The organism is Streptomyces sp. NPDC029151 (assembly GCF_055564315.1).
In genome coordinates this window covers 629,534-645,686 of sequence record NZ_JBVHWQ010000004.1, presented here as the reverse complement: position 1 = coordinate 645,686, position 16,153 = coordinate 629,534, and the positions used below count along the sequence as shown (strand labels likewise).

15 protein-coding genes are annotated in these 16,153 nt (G+C 71.9%); 10 read left to right on the top strand and 5 right to left on the bottom strand.

Going from position 1 to position 16,153, the window contains the following annotated elements; all coding sequences use genetic code 11:
- Positions 1 to 61: 61 nt before the first annotated feature.
- The 5 genes from ACZ4VF_RS19510 to ACZ4VF_RS19490 are packed head-to-tail and all read left to right on the top strand — an operon-like array spanning position 62 to position 4,682.
- The gene (locus ACZ4VF_RS19510) at positions 62 to 652 is read left to right on the top strand and encodes a TlpA family protein disulfide reductase (protein WP_467927268.1); all 591 of its coding nucleotides are present in this window, start codon (positions 62 to 64) and stop codon (positions 650 to 652) included.
- A 1-nt stretch (position 653) separates the two neighbouring features.
- The gene (locus ACZ4VF_RS19505) at positions 654 to 1,427 is read left to right on the top strand and encodes a cytochrome c biogenesis CcdA family protein (protein WP_467927267.1); all 774 of its coding nucleotides are present in this window, start codon (positions 654 to 656) and stop codon (positions 1,425 to 1,427) included.
- A 3-nt stretch (positions 1,428 to 1,430) separates the two neighbouring features.
- Positions 1,431 to 3,128: a cytochrome c biogenesis protein ResB gene (gene resB, locus ACZ4VF_RS19500; protein WP_467927266.1), complete on the top strand. Its 1,698-nt coding sequence runs from the start codon at positions 1,431 to 1,433 to the stop codon at positions 3,126 to 3,128.
- The gene (ccsB, locus tag ACZ4VF_RS19495; RefSeq protein WP_467927264.1) at positions 3,125 to 4,207 is read left to right on the top strand and encodes a c-type cytochrome biogenesis protein CcsB; all 1,083 of its coding nucleotides are present in this window, start codon (positions 3,125 to 3,127) and stop codon (positions 4,205 to 4,207) included. Before resB ends, ccsB begins: the two co-directional genes overlap by 4 nt.
- Before the next feature lie 25 nt (positions 4,208 to 4,232).
- A complete protein-coding gene (locus ACZ4VF_RS19490; protein ID WP_467927263.1) occupies positions 4,233 to 4,682 on the top strand; it encodes an SRPBCC family protein in 450 nt (149 codons plus the stop codon).
- Here the strand turns inward: ACZ4VF_RS19490 and ACZ4VF_RS19485 are convergent.
- The 5 genes from ACZ4VF_RS19485 to ACZ4VF_RS19465 all read right to left on the bottom strand — a co-directional run bounded on the left by ACZ4VF_RS19485 (position 4,679) and on the right by ACZ4VF_RS19465 (position 10,956).
- Entirely contained in the window at positions 4,679 to 6,226 is a 1,548-nt protein-coding gene (locus ACZ4VF_RS19485; RefSeq protein WP_467927262.1) for a hypothetical protein, read from the bottom strand. The two genes, ACZ4VF_RS19490 and ACZ4VF_RS19485, sit on opposite strands and share 4 nt — an antisense overlap.
- Entirely contained in the window at positions 6,226 to 8,355 is a 2,130-nt protein-coding gene (locus tag ACZ4VF_RS19480; RefSeq protein WP_467927260.1) for a hypothetical protein, read from the bottom strand. The genes ACZ4VF_RS19485 and ACZ4VF_RS19480 overlap by 1 nt, the downstream gene beginning before the upstream one ends.
- A 101-nt stretch (positions 8,356 to 8,456) precedes the next feature.
- A complete protein-coding gene (locus ACZ4VF_RS19475; RefSeq protein WP_467927259.1) occupies positions 8,457 to 9,863 on the bottom strand; it encodes a condensation domain-containing protein in 1,407 nt (468 codons plus the stop codon).
- A 164-nt stretch (positions 9,864 to 10,027) separates the two neighbouring features.
- Positions 10,028 to 10,381 carry a hypothetical protein gene (locus ACZ4VF_RS19470; RefSeq protein WP_467927258.1) on the bottom strand — a complete coding sequence of 118 codons (354 nt, stop codon included), beginning with the start codon at positions 10,379 to 10,381 and terminating at the stop codon, positions 10,028 to 10,030.
- Positions 10,378 to 10,956: a DUF6232 family protein gene (locus tag ACZ4VF_RS19465; protein ID WP_467927257.1), complete on the bottom strand. Its 579-nt coding sequence runs from the start codon at positions 10,954 to 10,956 to the stop codon at positions 10,378 to 10,380. The genes ACZ4VF_RS19470 and ACZ4VF_RS19465 overlap by 4 nt, the downstream gene beginning before the upstream one ends.
- A 320-nt stretch (positions 10,957 to 11,276) precedes the next feature.
- Here ACZ4VF_RS19465 and ACZ4VF_RS19460 point away from each other — a divergent pair, with 320 nt between their 5' ends.
- The 5 genes from ACZ4VF_RS19460 to mqnE all read left to right on the top strand — a co-directional run bounded on the left by ACZ4VF_RS19460 (position 11,277) and on the right by mqnE (position 16,124).
- Entirely contained in the window at positions 11,277 to 12,734 is a 1,458-nt protein-coding gene (locus tag ACZ4VF_RS19460; protein ID WP_467927255.1) for a menaquinone biosynthesis decarboxylase, read from the top strand.
- Positions 12,731 to 13,627 carry a menaquinone biosynthesis prenyltransferase MqnP gene (mqnP, locus tag ACZ4VF_RS19455; protein ID WP_467927254.1) on the top strand — a complete coding sequence of 299 codons (897 nt, stop codon included), beginning with the start codon at positions 12,731 to 12,733 and terminating at the stop codon, positions 13,625 to 13,627. Before ACZ4VF_RS19460 ends, mqnP begins: the two co-directional genes overlap by 4 nt.
- A 79-nt stretch (positions 13,628 to 13,706) precedes the next feature.
- A complete protein-coding gene (locus tag ACZ4VF_RS19450; RefSeq protein ID WP_467927386.1) occupies positions 13,707 to 14,369 on the top strand; it encodes a UbiX family flavin prenyltransferase in 663 nt (220 codons plus the stop codon).
- A gap of 54 nt (positions 14,370 to 14,423) precedes the next feature.
- Positions 14,424 to 14,879 carry an Lrp/AsnC family transcriptional regulator gene (locus ACZ4VF_RS19445; RefSeq protein WP_467927252.1) on the top strand — a complete coding sequence of 152 codons (456 nt, stop codon included), beginning with the start codon at positions 14,424 to 14,426 and terminating at the stop codon, positions 14,877 to 14,879.
- Positions 14,880 to 14,960: 81 nt separating this feature from the next.
- The gene (gene mqnE / locus ACZ4VF_RS19440) at positions 14,961 to 16,124 is read left to right on the top strand and encodes an aminofutalosine synthase MqnE (RefSeq protein ID WP_467927251.1); all 1,164 of its coding nucleotides are present in this window, start codon (positions 14,961 to 14,963) and stop codon (positions 16,122 to 16,124) included.
- Positions 16,125 to 16,153: the final 29 nt, after the last annotated feature.

Below are 16,153 nucleotides of genomic sequence, written 5' to 3'. Positions count from 1 at the left end.
GGTTTTCCGCCCGGCAGGGGGGCGCGCGAGATCCCCGGAACAGGCATGCGAAACTTTTCACATGAGTACCCGTAGCCGCGCCGTCCTGCTCAGCGCTGTGGCCGCCGTCGCGGCCCTGACCCTTTCCGCGTGCGGTAAGGGCGGCATCTCCGGTGGGGGTGGCGACACCAACTTCGTCACCGGCAACAACGGCATCGACACCGTCCCGGCCGGCAAGCGCGCCGCGGCCCCGGACCTGTCCGGCAAGACCATCGACGGCAAGACCCTGGACGTCGCCGACTACAAGGGCAAGGTCGTCGTCGTCAACGTCTGGGGCTCCTGGTGCGGACCGTGCCGGAGCGAGGCGGAGTACTTCGCCAAGGTCTCCAAGGAGTACGAGAACAAGGGCGTGCAGTTCGTCGGCATCAACACCCGCGACAACAGCACCACCCCCGCGGTCGCCTTCGAGAAGGAGCACGGGGTCGCGTACCCGAGCCTGTACGACCCCGCGGGCAAGCTGATGCTCCGCTTCAAGAAGGGCACCCTCAACCCGCAGCTCATCCCCTCGACCCTCGTCATCGACCGGCACGGGAAGGTCGCCGCGCGCGCCCTGGAGGCGCTCGACGACGCCACCCTGCTGAAGATGATCAAGCCGGTGCTCGCGGAGAAGTGACGTGAGCGCACTCCTCACGCTCGCCGCGGAGACGGGCAAGAACCAGACCGTGCTGCACGGCGCCCTGCTGGCCGCCCTGCCGGTCGCCCTGTTCGGCGGCCTCGTGTCGTTCTTCTCACCGTGCGTGCTGCCCCTGGTCCCCGGCTACCTCTCCTACGTCACCGGCGTCGCCGGCACCGACCTGGCCGAGGCCCGGCGGGGCCGGATGGTCGCCGGTGCCTCCCTGTTCGTCCTCGGGTTCAGCGCCGTGTTCGTCTCCGGCGGGGCGCTGTTCGGCTCCTTCGGCTGGACCCTCCAGGCGCACAAGGACGTCCTGTCCGAGGTGCTCGGCGTCCTCATGATCCTGCTGGGCGTCTTCTTCATGGGGCTGATGCCCTGGTTCACGCAGCGCGAGTTCCGCTTCCACAAGCGGCCGACCGCCGGCCTGGTGGGCGCGCCGATCGTCGGCGCCCTGTTCGGCATCGGCTGGACCCCCTGCATCGGTCCGACCCTCGCGGCCGTGAACGCCCTCGCGATCGAGCAGTCCAGCGCCGGGCGCGGCGCCACACTGATGATCGCCTACTGCCTGGGCCTCGGCGTGCCCTTCGTGCTCGCCGCCGTGGCCTTCCGCAAGGCGCTCGGCGCCTTCGGCTGGGTCAAGCGCCACTATGTCTGGGTGATGCGTATCGGCGGCACGATGATGATCGGCACCGGTCTGCTGCTGCTGACCGGCGCCTGGGACGGCCTGGTGCAGCAGATGCAGACCTGGTCCAACGGCTTCAGTGTGGGGATCTGATCGATGAGCAAGACCGACACCGACACGAGCCGGGACCGGGAGGACCTCGGAGCGGCGGGCTCCCGGCTCTCCACCGCCCCGCGGGAGGAGACCTCCCTCCCGCCCGCCTTCGGCGTCATCGGCTGGGCCCGCTGGTTCTGGCGGCAGCTGACCTCCATGCGGGTCGCGCTGCTGCTGCTCCTGCTGCTGTCGCTCGGCGCGATCCCCGGCTCGCTGATCCCGCAGACCGGAGCCGACGCCGCCAAGGTCGAGGACTTCCGCGCCGCCCACAGGACGCTCGCGCCGGTCTACGACAAGCTCGGCCTGTTCCACGTCTACAGCTCGGTGTGGTTCTCCGCGATCTACATCCTGCTGTTCGTCTCCCTCATCGGCTGCATCGTCCCGCGCACCTGGCAGTTCGTCGGCCAGTTGCGCGGCCGCCCGCCGGCCGCCCCCAACCGGCTGACCCGGCTGCCCGCCTACACGACCTGGCGCACCGAGGCCGACCCCGAGCACGTCCGCGAGGCCGCCCTCGCGCTGCTGAAGAAGCGCCGCTTCCGCGCCCACGTCGCCGGTGACGCCGTCGCCGCCGAGAAGGGCTACCTGCGCGAGCTGGGCAACCTGGTCTTCCACATCGCGCTGATCGTGCTGCTGGTCGCCTTCGCCTCGGGCCAGCTGTACAAGTCCGACGGCAACGTGCTGATGGTGGAGGGCGAGGGCTTCTCCAACACGCTCCCGCTGTACGACGACTTCAAGTCCGGCAGCCTGTTCGACACCGACGACCTGGTGCCGTTCAGCTTCCACCTGAAGGACTTCGAGGGCACCTACGAGGCCAGCGGCCCCAACAAGGGCACCCCGCGCACCTACGAGGCGAAGATCCGCTACAGCGTGGGCGCGTACGGCAAGGAGAAGCCGACCACCGTCAAGGTCAACCAGCCGCTGGAGATCGACGACTCCAAGGTCTACCTCGTCAGCCACGGCTACGCGCCCGTCGTCACCGTCCGGGACGGCAAGGGCACGGTCGTCTTCCACGCCCCCGTCCCCCTGCTGCCCCTGGACGGCAACGTCTCCTCGCAGGGCGTCGTCAAGGTCATGGACGGCTACCGCGACGCCCGCGGCAAGAAGGAGCAGCTCGGCTTCCAGTCGTTCTTCGTTCCCACCTTCGACGCGCGCAGCGGCACGATGCTCTCCCAGTTCCCGGCGCTGCTGAACCCGCTCCTCGCGGTGAACGCCTACCACGGCGACCTGGGCGTGGACTCGGGCACCCCGCAGAGCGTGTACCAGATGGACAAGAAGCACATGAAGGCGTTCAAGGACGCCAAGGGCCGGCTGCTGAAGAAGCTGCTGAAGCCGGGCGACACGCTGACGCTGCCGAACGGCGCCGGGTCCGTCACCTTCGAGAAGGACATCAAGGAATGGGCCGGCTTCGAGATCGTCCAGGAGCCGGGCGGCGGCTGGGCGCTCGGCGGTGCCCTCGCCGCGATCCTCGGTCTGGCCGGGTCCCTGTTCATCCAGCGCCGCCGGGTGTGGGTGCGCGCGGTGACCGGCCCCGACGGCGTGACCGTGGTCGAGATGGCCGGGCTCGGCCGCAGCGAGTCCGCGAAGGTGCCCGAGGAGCTGGGCGCCCTCGCCGGAATCCTCTACGACCAGGCGCCGGGGGCCCCCGATCCCGACGACGCCTCCGAATCCCCAGTCGTACCTGCCGAAGGGGCTGAGAAGTGACCCTCGCCGCCGCAACGAACGAACACCTCGCGAGCATCAGCAACACGCTGATCTACTCGTCGATGGCCGTCTACACCCTGGCCTTCTTCGCCTACATCGCCGAATGGCTGTTCGGCAGCCGCAGCAAGGTGGGCCGTACGGCCGCCGCGCTCACCGCCGACGGCGAGCGCAAGGCGGCCGCGCCGGCCGTCACCGTGCAGCGGGCCGGCGGCACCGCCGTGCTGGAGCGGCCCCGGGTCGTGGTCCGCTCGACGTCCGGCGCCCGCGACGTGCCGGACGGGCCCGGCGCGCACGGCGGCGACGAGCAGGGCGACCTGTACGGCCGGATCGCCATCTCCCTCACCGTGCTCGCGTTCCTCGTGGAGCTGGGCGGTGTCGTCACCCGCGCGGCCTCCGTGGAGCGGGCGCCGTGGGGCAACATGTACGAGTTCAACATCACCTTCTCCACGGTCGCCGTCGGCGTGTACCTCGCGCTGCTGGCCCTGAAGAAGAACGTGCGCTGGCTCGGCCTGTTCCTCGTCACGACCGTCCTGCTGGACCTGGGCCTCGCGGTCACCGTCCTGTACACGGCCAGCGACCAGCTGGTGCCGGCCCTGCACTCGTACTGGCTGTACATCCACGTCTCCACGGCGATCTTCTGCGGCGCGGTGTTCTACGTCGGCGCGGTCGCCACGATCCTGTACCTGTTCAAGGACTCGTACGAGAACAAGCTCCAGACCGGTGGCAAGCCCGGGAAGTTCGCCTCCTCGGTGCTGGAGCGCCTGCCCGCCTCCGCGTCCCTGGACAAGTTCGCCTACCGCGTCAACGCGGCCGTCTTCCCGCTGTGGACGTTCACGATCATCGCGGGCGCGATCTGGGCGGGCGACGCCTGGGGCCGGTACTGGAACTGGGACCCGAAGGAGACCTGGTCCTTCATCACCTGGATCGCCTACGCCTGCTACCTGCACGCCCGGGCCACGGCCGGCTGGAAGGGCCGCAAGGCCGCCTACCTGGCCCTGCTCGCCTTCGGCTGCTGGCTGTTCAACTACTACGGCGTGAACATCTTCGTCAGCGGCAAGCACTCCTACGCGGGCGTGTGAGTCGCCGGTCCCACACACTGGGAGTATGAGCGGTTCCATCGAACAGGGCACCAGCCAGACCCACGGGAACACGCACATCCTCCACTTCCTGGTGCGGCTCCCCAGGCCCATGGAAGAGGTCTGGCCGGCGGTGGCCACCCCCGAGGGACTCGCGGGGTGGTGCACCGCCGTCGACGTCCTCGAACCCCGGCTGGACGGGCTGGCCGGCCTGGGCGACCTGGGCACCGGGCGGGTGACGGCGTGGGACGTGGACCGCGTCGCGGAGTACACCCTGGAGGGCGGCGGCCGCATCCGGTTCCACCTGGAGCGGCACGGGGACGCGGCGAGCGCGCTGCGGTTGACCCACGAGTTCCAGGGCGAGGGGGAGACCGACCAGCGCTGGCGGAGCCGGCTCGAACGGCTGATCGAGATCCTGGCACCCTCGGAAGCCGTGCCCGGGGAGGGCGCGGAACCCCTCCCCGGACAACTCACCTAGGACGGCGGCAGACACTCCTTCCCCGGCGGCTTCCCCTCCGGCCAGGCGATCCGCACGAAGTGCGAACCACCCCCCGGGGTCAGCTCCACCACCGGCACCGCCTTGTCGTACGGGTTGCCGTGCACGTCCAGGCAGATCCAGCCGCTCGCCCCGTCCACCCGCAGCGAGCCCTTCACCTGCGGCCACTGCAGGCCGACGTCCGCGAGTGCCGGGACGGACCCGCCGGAGGGCACCGCCTCGCGGATGCCGTGCACCGCGAGCCGCAGCGCGTCGTAGCCGATGATCAGCTGCCCGTCGTCCAGGGCGGCCGTACCGATCGGACCCACCGGCTCCCGGTCCGCGTCCGCCAGCAGCCGCCGCAGCGCGGTGAAGTCGGCCGCCGAGCCGCCCGTCCGCTCCGCCGCCCTCAGCCAGGTGTCCGGGTGGGCGAGGGAGGTGTAGCGGACGGACAGGTTGTGCCGCAGCGCGCCCCGGTCCAGGTCCTTCTCATGGGTGAGGTACGACGCCTCGTCCCCGGTCAGCACCGTGAACTTCCGGTCCTGGCAGCCCCGCCCGCCCAGGGCGTTGATGAACTGGCGCAGCTGGGTGTGCCGGCCCGCGAACAGGATCGTGTCCGTCTCCCGGGACGTGTCGCACACCAGGTGCGTGATCTGCCGGAAGGTGTTCGCGGTCGTGCCCTCCTCGGTGCGGTCGGCGGGCGGCGTGAACGGCTGCGGCTCGTACGGCGACCCCTTGATCAGCGCCGCGAACGACTGCTGCAGGGTGCGCGTGTACGGGTCGCCGGGCTTGTCGTACACCAGCAGCGCCCGGCCCGCGCTCACCTTGGCGAAGGAGGCCAGCGCGCGGGCCTCGTCGGTGTTGGTCGGCGCCACCCGGGCGAGCCCCGGGAAGGGGTCCTCGCCCCGCTGCCCGTTGGCGAGGTCGTCGGCGGTGATGCTGGAGCCGACCACCGGGATCCGGTGCCGGGTCAGCTCCCGGACGGCCAGCTTGGCGGCGTTGGTGCTCTGCCCGATGCCGGCGACCGCGCGCAGCCGGTCCCCGCTCGTCGTCATCGCCGTCAGCTGCTCGACCGTCCGCCGCCAGTACGCGCCGGTCGCCCCCGGATTGGCGAGCACCAGCCGGATCCGCGGGCGTTCCCCGTTGGCGTCGTGGTTGGCCTGGTACTGGGCCAGATAGGCGCCCTGGAGCTGGTGCCGGATGTCGTTCAGGCTGGTCGTCGACGTGGAGGTGTACGGCAGCAGCAGCGCCACCGTCACGTGGTCGCCGGGCTTGAGCCGGTCGTTCTCCCGGCCGATCGCCGCGACCACGTCCCGCAGCCGGGGCTGCCCGAAGTCGTACGGCCCCGTCGCCACGCCCACGCACTCGTCGCTGCCCTCCGGCCGGGCCACCCCCGGCCCGCAGGACCGGTCCTCGTGCAGCAGCACCCGGACCGCGAACACCAGGCCGGCCACCAGCGCCGCCGCCACCAGCAGGGCCGTGTAGCGGCGCAGCGGGATCTCCCACACGCCCTCGCGGATCCACGTGCCCACACCCCTGCGCGCCATCACGCCTCCCCGCTGTCGTCGTCCGGCCCGCCGTCGCCGCCGTCCCCGCCGTCCCCGCCGTCCCCGCCGTCCGTGTTTCCGGGGTCCTCCATCGGGCGCCCGGCCAGCGCCGCCGCCGGCCAGTCCCGGGAGGCCCGCCACAGCAGCGCGTTGCCCGCCGGCCGCAGGTTGGACAGCTGCTCCAGCTCGAAGCGGAGCCGGTCGCACACCTGCGGGTCGGGCAGCACCAGCGGATCCGCGAGCAGCCACACCGCGTGCAGCAGCCGGCGTATCCGCAGGTGCAGGACGGCGTCCGCGCCCGGCGGCACCGCGTGCCCGGCGTCCGTGCGGCCGAGCGCGACCACGGTGCGCCGGTCGCCGCGGCCGGCGAAGTCGCGGCCCTCGGCGTCGTGCGCGTGGAAGTAGGGCGCGGACGCGACGAACCGCAGGCCGCGCAGCCAGGCCCGGGGTTCCGCGGTCGGGAAGGTGTCGCGGAGGTGGGCGACCGCGCCCTCGGTGTCCCCGAGCGCGAGCTCGTGGTGCAGCCGGTACGGCGCGTGCCGCTCGTCGGGGTAGTGGGCGATCAGCGTCTCGTGCGCGGTGCGCCAGGACGCGTGGTCGGCGTCCCGCAGGTGCAGCCGCAGCAGCAGCAGGGTCCGTACGAACGGGTCACCGACGAACCGGCCCGGCACGTCGGGCAGCCCCTCCTCGGCGAGCAGCGTCTGCAGCTCCCGGACGCTCGCCGGGCCGAAGGTGTCCGGCAGCAGCGCCGCCGCCAGCGCGCACGCCGACGCGTGGTCGTGGGCGGCGGCCAGCACGGTCAGCGCGTCCAGGTGCTCGGCCGGCACCAGCCGGGCCAGCAGCGCCTCGTAGGCGGGCACGGCCGGCAGGTCCTCGGCGGGCCGCACGCCCGACGTGAGCAGGCCGGCCGGCGCGGACGCCCCGGCCCCGGCCTGCGCGGCCGACTCGGCGAGCAGCACGATGCCCAGCGGGTTCCCTCCGGTCAGCCGGTGCGCGGCGGCCGGCAGGTGCGGCGGGACCGCGGTGTCCCCGCAGACCGCGCCGACGATGTGCAGCGCGTCGTCCGCGCTCAACGGCGGCAGCGCCAGCAGCAGCGCCCGCGAGGAGGGCGTCGCCTCCGGCACCCAGTCGCAGCGCCGGGCCACCTCCGGCAGCGCCCGCCGCACCGCGCCCGGCAGCTCCGCACGGCCCTCACCGCGCCGGGCCGCGACGAACGCCACCCGGTCCGCGACGCCCTCGGTGCGGTCCCGCAGCACGGCCGCGACCAGCCCCGGACCCGGCGCCGTCTGCGCGTTGTCCAGCAGCACCAGCGGCCGCCCCAGCCGCTGCATCCGCGGCAGCACCCCCGCGTACGCCTCCGTCAGGTCGGCCAGCAGCGCCCGCACCAGGTACCGCTCGGCGTGCTCGCGTGAGCTGCCGCCGTCCCGGAAGTGCTGGGAGAGCAGGATCAGCCCGCGCTGGGCGTTGCCGCCCGCGTTCGGATACGTCCGATACCACACCGACGCCTTCTGGTGCCGGCGGTGCGTGAACCCCTCGGCGAGGGACTCCAGCGTCGCCTCGATGGCGCCCGACACCAGCGGACCGGTGCCGGTGGCCGCGGCGACCACCTTGGCCGCCACCTTCCCGGCCCAGCGCCCTGCCACGGAGCCGATCCACGAGCCGCTCTCGTTCAGCAGCAGGATCCGCTCGACCTCCCGGCGGATCCGCTCCGAGTCGGCGTCGCCCCAGCCGCCGGCGGCCACCGCGACCAGCCCCGGCATCAGCCGCGGGAAGGTGATCCGCCCCGCGCCCGTCACCGGCGCGGCGAGCTGCTCGGCGAGCACCAGCAGTGCCTGCCCGAGCGGCGACCAGGAGGCGGCGGGCCGGTCCGCGGGCGGCGCCCGGAACTGCTCCTCCGCGCAGTCGACCAGCGCGACCGGCGTGTGGCCCCGGTAGGCGTCCCGAAGCTCCGCGAGCACCGCGCTCTTGCCCAGCCCGCGCGCCCCCGTGAGCACCACGAACGGCGGTTCGTCCGGATGCTCGTACGGATGTGCGCGGTGTTGGTGCGGGCGCAGGCCCACGAGTCGTGGCGCGAGGCCGGCCGGATCGACGTCGAACAGCGCTCCGCGCCCGTGCAACCGTCTGTGCACCGCATTCCCCCCTCAACGGCAGTGTAGGAAGGGGGAGTTGCTTCAGGCCAGGGCTGGTGTGTGCCGGCGTGGTGACCGTTGGGTCACGAAACCGCAGGGGATCATGAAACGGCCGGGAGGCTCCCGTCGGCCACCGAGGCGATCCGGTCCCGCAGCCGTTCCACGTACAGCCGCACGGTCTTCGCCGCGACGTCCGTGTCCGGGTACCTGCCCGCCAGCCACAGCCCCTCCGGCAGCCGGTTCACCCACACGCACACCTGGTCCCCGTACGACACCCGCATCAATCCGTACGCGTTCCACTGCGCCCACCGCCCGGCGCCCGGGATGGCGCGGGCGTCGACGTAGGACACGATCGAGTACAGGTCCGGGGAGGTCGGCCGGAAGTCCGCGCCGAGCAGGCGCAGCACCCGGGCCAGCGGCATCCGGGCCAGCGACCGGTTGGCCTGCAGCTCGGCACGGACCGCGCGCAGCGCCTCCGGGAAGCCGCGGGTGCGGCCCACCGGCACCTCGATCGGGGCGCCGCCCACGTACCAGCCCACCGAGTCGCTCCACCGCGACTTCACCCGGGTGTGGAACGGCACCACCGTCCGGTACACCGGTTGCCCGCCGAGTTCGTGCACGATCAGCCCGGTCGCGGCCAGCACCCCGACCAGGCTGCCGCCGTACGGCCGGCAGTACGCCTCGAACGCCGCCGCCGCGTCCGCGTCCGCCAGCGGCTCGCACAGCATCTGCTGCCGGGGCAGCGGGCCGTCCGGCGCCAGCCCCAGGTCGACCGGGAAGCCCGGCAGCGTGCCGTCGCAGCGGTGGATGAACTCCCGCCAGCGGTCCACGATCGCGTGCCGGTCGTCGATGCCGTCCGCGCCGGCCCGCTCGATCTCGCAGAAGTCGACGTAACTCGCGGGTGGGACACCGTGGTCCGGCTCGCTCCCGGACAGGCCCGCCGCGTACAGCTCGTGGATCTCGGAGGCGATCCGCTGGAGGGAGTAGGCGTCGACGTTGCTGTGGTCGAACGCCATGTACACGCTCGCGCCGTCGTCGCGCACGACCGCCGTGTAGATGAGGTTGGGCCAGCGCAGCGCGTCCGCGACCGTGTCGAAGCGGTGCTGGAGGTGCCGGACGAGACCGTCCGCGTCGGGGAAGTGGCCGCCCTCCTCCCGGCGCAGGGACACGTCGGCCGGGTCGAGCGTGAACCGGCGCAGCTCCTCGCCGGCCCAGCGGAAGCCGCTGCGCAGCGTCTCGTGCCGCAGGGTCCAGGTGTGCAGGGCCCGTTCCAGCACGTCGAGGTCGACGGGGCCGGGCAGGTCGAAGGCGGTACCGAGCCAGGTCGGCACGAACAGCCCGTCCTCCCGGACGGACCTGGCCGTCCTGATGTGCGACTCCTGGATGTAGGCGGGCGGCCGGGAGTCCTCCGGGAGCGCCGCCGCCGCCGCGACGGTCGCCGGGCTCAGCGTCCACTCGACGAGCCGTCCCGGCCGGACCTCGCAGCGCTGGATGTCAGTGATTCGCACGCGTCTCCCATCACAGAAGGGGGCCCCTGGATGCGGGCCCCCCCTTTAAGGCAATGCCGTGGGACGCGGCCGGGACATGCCCGTCCGGTTCATTTCAACGGAACGGGTGGCAGGCCGAACGCGGAAGTGATTAACCGTCGGTGACCACGGGGGGATCCGAGGGCCTAGCCGCCCAGCAGACCGATGACCGACCGGACCGCCTCGGCCACCGGCCGGCCGACCGTGCCGACGGTGGCGGCGATCCCGGCGATCGCCATCAGCGCCCGGTGCCGCTCCTGCGCGGGCACGGCGGCCTCGGTGCTCAGCGCGGGCAGGGACTCCTCGAGCAGCTGGGCGCTGGGGGCCGGCACCCGGGCGCGCAACTCGGCGATCTGCCGCTGCAGTTCGGCGAGGGCCGCGACCAGCGCCGGGTCGGCGCCGGCCGGGCCCGCGCCCGTCTGGGTCTTGACGATGCCCTGGTTGCCCTGGCCGCCGTACATGTTCACGTTGTCGCCGTAGTGGTAGGTGTTGCCGCTCATCGCGTGATCCCCACGTTTCCGTTGCCGCCGTACATGTTGACGTTGTCGCCGAAGTAGTAGTTGTTCGGTGAGACGGTGAGGCGTTCCACCGTCACCCGGAACTCGGCGTCGGGGTGGTCGATGGCGTACGAGATCTGCCCCACGAGCTGGTCCAGATGGCGCGGGTCCCGACTGGTGACCAGCCCGGTGGAGGCGCCGGACGTCTCGACGGCCAGCACGTAGTGGGGCGGGGCCGTCAGCACGGACATCATGTCCACGAAGAAGTAGATCGCGGCGCCGAGCGCCAGGAGCCACACCCAGGCGACATAACCCGCCCCGCCGGAGTCGGGCCCCTGGAACGTCAGCGAGGGCAGGCCGGGCAGCATGGCGATGAACCCGACGACCAGCGTCCCGGCGGCGTACCGCAGGAACCGCAGCACCGCCTCCTTGCGCCGCGGCCGCATCACGAAGGTGTAGACGCGGGCGATGCTGTGCAGCGGGTAGACGGCCGAGCCGATCCACAGGATCCGCTTGCTGACCCGGAGCTCGATCGGGGCCGGCGGGGCGGTCCGGGCCGGCGGTGGCACGTCCGGCATGGGCGGCCCCGGGTAGCCGGTGCCCACCGGCCCGGCCGGCGCACCGGACGACGGCCCGGAGGACGGCCCGGACGGCGGGCTCGCGGGCGGGGCGGCCGGTGCGGACGGCGGTGAAGGCGGCGCGGACGGCGCGTGGTCCGGGTGCTCGGGCGGTGTGCCGGTCTCCAAGAGTCCCCCAGAGGTCGAAGATCGTTTTTACTCGGTGTCGACCATTAACCCTGCTCCCGTGACCTGCCGTCCAGGGACTTACCGGAACCCGGGCCGGCTCCGCGGCGACCCGGTGACGGGGCCCGGGCAGGCGGTGGTCGATACTGGGACACATGGCTTACGACGATCTTCGCTCCCTGCTGCGGGCGCTGGAGCGCGAGGGAGACCTCAAGCGCGTCAAGACCGAGGTCGACCCGTATCTCGAAGTCGGGGAGATCGTCGACCGGGTGCAGAAGTCCGGCGGCCCGGCGCTCCTCTTCGAGAACGTGCGCGGCTCGGACATGCCCCTCGCCATGAACGTGTACGGCACCGACCGCCGCCTGCTGAAGGCGCTCGGCCTGAAGTCGTACGGCGAGATCTCCGAGAAGATCGGCGGCCTGCTGCGGCCCGAGCTGCCGCACGGCTTCGTCGGCGTACGGGAGGCCTTCGGCAAGCTGGGCGCGATGGCCCACGTCCCGCCGAAGAAGGTGAAGTCCGACAACGCGCCGGTCCAGGAGGTCGTCCTCCAGGGCGACGACGTCGACCTCGACCGGCTCCCCGCGCTGTTCACCTGGCCGAAGGACGGCGGGTCCTTCTTCAACCTGGGCCTGACCCACACCAAGGACCCCGAGACCGGCATCCGCAACCTCGGCCTGTACCGCCTCCAGCGCCACGACCGGCGCACGATCGGCATGCACTGGCAGATCCACAAGGACAGCCGCAACCACTACCAGGTCGCGGCCCGGCGCGGCGAGCGCCTGCCCGTGGCCATCGCCTTCGGCTGCCCGCCCGCCGTGACCTACGCCTCGACGGCGCCGCTGCCCGGCGACATCGACGAGTACCTGTTCGCGGGCTTCGTCTCCGGCAAGCGCATCGAGATGGTCGACTGCAAGACCGTCCCGCTCCAGGTCCCGGCGCAGGCCGAGGTCGTCCTGGAGGGCTGGCTGGAACCGGGTGAGATGCTGCCCGAGGGCCCCTTCGGCGACCACACCGGCTTCTACACCCCGCAGGAGCCCTTCCCGGCGCTGACGATCGACTGCGTGACGATGCGGAAGCGGCCGCTGCTCCAGTCGATCGTCGTCGGCCGGCCGCCCACGGAGGACGGCCCGCTGGGCCGCGCCACCGAGCGCTTCTTCCTCCCGCTCCTCAAGATCATCGTCCCGGACATCGTGGACTACCACCTGCCCGAGTCCGGCGGCTTCCACAACTGCGCGATCGTCTCGATCGACAAGAAGTACCCCAAGCACGCGCAGAAGGTCATGCACGCGATCTGGGGGGCCCACATGATGTCCCTCACCAAGCTGATCGTCGTCGTGGACGCCGACTGCGACGTCCACGACCTGCACGAGGTCGCCTGGCGGGCCCTTGGCAACACCGACTACGCCCGGGACCTCACGGTCGTGGAAGGCCCCGTCGACCACCTGGACCACGCCTCCTACCAGCAGTTCTGGGGCGGTAAGGCGGGCATCGACGCGACCCGCAAGTGGCCCGAGGAGGGCTACACCCGCGACGGCGGCTGGCCGGACATGGTGGAGTCCGACCCGGAGACGGCGGCCCTGGTGGACCGCCGCTGGAAGGAGTACGGACTGTGACCACCGCTGCCCTCACCCAGCCCGGCCGCACCCGGGCCTTCCTGCGCCTGGTGATGATCGAGCACTCGGTCTTCGCGCTCCCGTTCGCCTACATCGCCTCCCTCACGGCGATGTACGAGTGGGACCGGAACATCCACTGGGGCCGGCTGCTCCTGGTCACGGTCTGCATGGTCGGCCTGCGCACCTTCGCCATGGCGGTCAACCGGATCATCGACCGCGAGATCGACGCCCGGAACCCGCGCACCGCCCAGCGCGAGCTGGTGACGGGCGCGATGTCGGTCCGGCACGCCTGGACGGGCGCCCTGGTCGCCCTGGTGGTCTTCCTCGGCGCGGCGGCCCTGCTGAACCCGCTCTGCCTGGCCCTGGCGCCGGTCGCGGTGATCCCGATGGTGGTCTACCCCTACGGGAAACGCTTCACCAACTTCCCGCAGGCCATCCTCGGCCTCGCCCAGTCCATGGGCCCCATCGGCGGCTGGCTGGCGATCAGCGGCGAGTGGTCCTGGACGGCGGTGATCCTGGGCCTGGCCGTCGGCGTCTGGATCGGCGGCTTCGACCTGATCTACGCCTGCCAGGACGTGGAGACCGACCGCGAGATCGGCGTGATGTCGGTCCCGGCCCGCTTCGGGGTCCCGGCCGCGATCTGGGGCGCGCGGGTGTGCCACACCGTCACGACGGCCCTGTTCGTCTGGTACGCCCTGGCCACCCACGCCGGTGCGTTCTTCTGGCTGGGCCTGCTGGTCGTCGCCGGCGCGTTCCTCTACGAACACACCATCGTCCGCCCGCACGACCTGTCCCGGGTGAACAGGGCGTTCTTCAGCGTCAACGGGTTCATCGGCATCGCCCTGTTCGTGTGCGCGCTGCTGGATCTCCTCGTACGGGGTCTGACCGTCTGAGGCGGTCGGCCCCACCCGGCCTGAGCACGGTCGGGCGCGCCGGTACGCTCAAGGTGTGAACGCAGGAGAAACGCAGCGCGTGCCTTGGATCGTGGGGGTGTCCGGAGCTTCCGGTACGCCGTACGCGGCCGCCGTGCTGCGCGCGCTGCTGGAGGCCGGCGAAGCGGTGGACCTCGTGGTCAGCCGGGCCTCGCGGCTGACGCTGCTGGACGAGACGGGCATCGCGTTCCGGGACGCCCACTGGCAGGACGACCTGCGGGAATGGCTCGCCCGGGGCGCCGACGGCAAGCCGGGCACCTTCGACCCGGACATCGGCGGTGTCCGGTACTGGAACGCGGGCGACCTCGCCGCGGGCCCGTCCTCGGGCTCGTACCCGGCGAAGGGCATGCTCATCGTGCCCGCCTCCACCGCCTGCGTCGCCGGTGTGGCCCTCGGCCTGTCGAAGGACCTCCTCCAGCGCACGGCGAGCGTCACGCTGAAGGAACGCCGGACGCTGGTCGTGGCCGTACGGGAGACCCCCCTCAACGGCCAGACGCTGCGCCACCTCGTCGCCCTGGACGACGCCGGCGCCACGGTCGTCCCGGCCTCGCCCGCCTTCTACGCCGGCGCCACCCACATCCAGGACCTGGTGGACTTCGTGGCCGGCCGGGTGCTGGACGCGGCCGGTGTCACCCACGGCCTGTACCGGCGCTGGCACGGCGAGCTGGGCGGCGGCTCGGCGGCCGGCCGGCCGGGCACGTAGCAGTACGCACGCACCTCATCACTTCAGGAACTTTCACCGGAAGGCTTCGATCGCATGGACGCGGTGGACAGGCAGCTCATCCAGGCCCTGAGGGAGAACGGCCGGGCCTCGTACGCGGAGCTGGGGCGCCTTGTCGGCCTGTCCGGCCCCAGCGTCACCGACCGCATCAACCGGCTGGAGGCGGCCGGTGTCATCACCGGCTACCGCGCCACGGTGAACGCGGCCTCCCTCGGCCTCGGCGTCACCGCCCTGATCGGCATCTCGCTCTCCGACGCCGCCGACCACGAGGACGTCGCCCAGCGGCTGCGGGACCTGCCGGAGATCGAGGACTGCTGGTTCATCGCCGGCGACGACTCGTACATGCTCAAGGCCCGGGCGACGGACGTGGACGGCCTGGAGCGGATCATCCGCCGGCTCAGCGGGACCAAGGGCGTCTCCCGCACCCGCACCACGATCGTGCTCTCCACGAAGTGGGAGAACCGGGTGGGCGAGCTGCCCGAGGAGGTGTAGGCGCGCGGCGCCACCGGGCGCACCGCCCGCGCGGAAAGCGGGGGAGTACCGTTGGTCGAGTTGTCGGAGAAAGGTGTTGGCATGGACGTCGGGCTCAAGCGCGAGCTGGAGGAGAAGGTCCGCTCCGGTGAGCGGCTGACCCGCGAGGACGGCATCGCGCTGTACGAGTCGGACGACCTGGCCTGGCTCGGCGGTCTCGCCCACGAGGTGCGCACCCGCAAGAACGGTGACGTCGTGCACTTCAACGTCAACCGGCACCTCAACATGACCAACGTGTGCACGGCCTCCTGCGCCTACTGCTCGTTCCAGCGCAAGCCGGGCGAGAAGGACGCGTACACGATGCGCATCGAGGAGGCCGTCAAGCTCGCCAAGGCGATGGAGTCGGAGAACCTCACCGAGCTGCACATCGTCAACGGCCTGCACCCGAACCTCCCCTGGCGGTACTACCCCCGCTCCCTGCGCGAGCTGAAGGCGGCCCTCCCGCACGTCTCCCTGAAGGCGTTCACCGCCACGGAGATCCACCACTTCGAGACGATCAGCGGCCTGTCGGCGTCCGAGATCCTGGACGAGCTGATCGACGCGGGCCTGGAGTCCCTCACCGGCGGCGGCGCGGAGATCTTCGACTGGGAGGTCCGGCAGCACATCGTGGACCACCGCACCCACTGGGAGGACTGGTCCCGCATCCACCGCCTGGCGCACGAGAAGGGGCTGAAGACCCCGTGCACCATGCTGTACGGCCACATCGAGGAGCCGAGGCACCGCGTCGACCACGTTCTCCGGCTCCGTGAGCTGCAGGACGAGACGAACGGCTTCCAGGTCTTCATCCCGCTGCGCTACCAGCACGACTTCGTGGACATGAAGGACGGCAAGGTCCGCAACCGCCTCCAGGCCCGCACCCAGATGGCCACGGGCGCGGAGGCCCTGAAGACCTTCGCGGTGTCGCGGCTGCTGTTCGACAACGTCCCGCACGTCAAGGTCTTCTGGGTCATGCACGGCGTCCAGACCGCCCAGCTGGCCCTCCAGCACGGCGCGGACGACATGGACGGCTCGGTCGTCGAGTACAAGATCACCCATGACGCGGACAACTACGGCACGCCGAACAAGCTGACCCGCGAGGACCTCCTGGAACTGATCCGCGACGCGGGCTTCCGCCCGGTGGAACGGAACACGCGCTACGAGATCATCCGCGAGTACGAGGGCCCGGACCCGGCGCGCCGGGAGTCTCCGCAGCCGATGCGCGTCTGACTTCCCCCGCCCACCCGGCCGGCCCGGCC

Excerpts from the sequence above, each read along its gene's own strand:
- ACZ4VF_RS19445 (WP_467927252.1), top strand. The coding sequence starts at position 14,424 with ATGGACGCGGTGGACAGGCAGCTCATCCAGGCCCTGAGGGAGAACGGC.
- ACZ4VF_RS19465 (WP_467927257.1), bottom strand. The coding sequence starts at position 10,956 with ATGCCGGACGTGCCACCGCCGGCCCGGACCGCCCCGCCGGCCCCGATC.
- resB (WP_467927266.1), top strand. The coding sequence starts at position 1,431 with ATGAGCAAGACCGACACCGACACGAGCCGGGACCGGGAGGACCTCGGA.
- ACZ4VF_RS19510 (WP_467927268.1), top strand. The coding sequence starts at position 62 with ATGAGTACCCGTAGCCGCGCCGTCCTGCTCAGCGCTGTGGCCGCCGTC.
- ACZ4VF_RS19470 (WP_467927258.1), bottom strand. The coding sequence starts at position 10,381 with ATGAGCGGCAACACCTACCACTACGGCGACAACGTGAACATGTACGGC.
- ACZ4VF_RS19485 (WP_467927262.1), bottom strand. The coding sequence starts at position 6,226 with ATGGCGCGCAGGGGTGTGGGCACGTGGATCCGCGAGGGCGTGTGGGAG.
- mqnE (WP_467927251.1), top strand. The coding sequence starts at position 14,961 with ATGGACGTCGGGCTCAAGCGCGAGCTGGAGGAGAAGGTCCGCTCCGGT.
- ACZ4VF_RS19490 (WP_467927263.1), top strand. The coding sequence starts at position 4,233 with ATGAGCGGTTCCATCGAACAGGGCACCAGCCAGACCCACGGGAACACG.
- ACZ4VF_RS19460 (WP_467927255.1), top strand. The coding sequence starts at position 11,277 with ATGGCTTACGACGATCTTCGCTCCCTGCTGCGGGCGCTGGAGCGCGAG.